The organism is Micromonospora sp. NPDC000442 (assembly GCF_042898635.1).
In the GTDB taxonomy this organism is placed as follows: domain Bacteria; phylum Actinomycetota; class Actinomycetes; order Mycobacteriales; family Micromonosporaceae; genus Micromonospora.
In genome coordinates this window covers 1-1,118 of record NZ_JBIAYZ010000060.1, presented here as the reverse complement: position 1 = coordinate 1,118, position 1,118 = coordinate 1, and the positions used below count along the sequence as shown (strand labels likewise).

Annotated in this window: 1 protein-coding gene; it reads right to left on the bottom strand. The window is 67.4% G+C overall.

The window, feature by feature from the left end; translation table 11 throughout:
• Positions 1–16: 16 nt before the first annotated feature.
• On the bottom strand, positions 17–1,118 hold a 1,102-nt coding region (locus ACFY2A_RS30535), incomplete at its 5' end, for an IS1634 family transposase (RefSeq protein WP_387176808.1).

Sequence of the window (1,118 nt, the reverse complement as noted above, 5' to 3'; positions counted from 1 at the left end):
CCCGACTTGGCTCAAGTTAGTGCGCACGTCGGCTGGCTCGGGTGATGGCTTCGAGGGCGTCGCGGAGGTCGTCGGGTAGGGGGTCGGCGGCGGTGATGGTGTGTGCGCCGGCCTGGATCTCGATGGTGCGGTAGCGGCGGGCGGTGCGGACAAACTTCTTGATCGACCAGCCCGTGCGGTCTTCGATCCAGCGGCTGACGGCGAGGGCGGCGAACACGATGGTCAGGTGGGCCTCGATTGAGTCGCGTTGGTGGTGATAGATCGGTCGGGCTTGCAGGTCGTGCTTGGACATTCGGAACGACTTTTCGATCTGGAACAGCCGGTGGTAGGCGTCGATCACGAAGTCGGCCGTGACTGGGGTGCCGTCGGGGCAGGCGGGAAGGTTGGTGACGTATCCCTTCAGGCCGGCCAGGGCTCGGGCCTTGGCTTCCAGGGCCCGGTTCACCGTCCGGGTGCCGCCGGACAGTTGGACGAACCGGTTGCGCTTGACGGTGGTTTTCCCGGCGACGGCTTTCTCGGCCTTGGTGACCTGCTCGTCGATTCCGCGTAGGGTTCGCCGGGCCCGGTCGGCCCGGTACTGGTAGTAGATGACCTGGTCCCGCCGCTGGTCGTTTCGCCCGGCGGGCCAGGGTTGGCAGAACACCTGCCCGTCGCCGATCTCCTGGTCAGGGTGGGCCTTGCGCCAGGCCGCGACGACGTAGGGGACCTCGGGGATACGGGCGCCGAGGATGAACGACAAGCCCGCGGCCTCGATCGCTTTCTGGTTCGCCGCCGACACCATGCCCGCGTCGGCCACGATCGTCACGTCGGGCAGCTGGTGAGCGGCCATGAACGCGCGAATCGTCGGCAGCATCGTGGTCGTCTCGGCCTTGTTGCCCTCGAACGCGTTGACCATCAACGGGAACCCGGTCGCGTCGGTCAGCAGGCCGATGGTGATCTGCGGATCCAAGCGGCGTTCCTTGGAGAACCCGGGTTCACGGAACCCGTCACCCGTGTCGGTCTCGAAGTACAGCGTCGACACGTCGTAGAGCACCAGGCTGGCCGGGCCCAACCCCGCAAGCGCGGCGCACGCCGCGGCCAACTGCTGCCGCCACGACTGCTTCGCGAACACGGGTAGG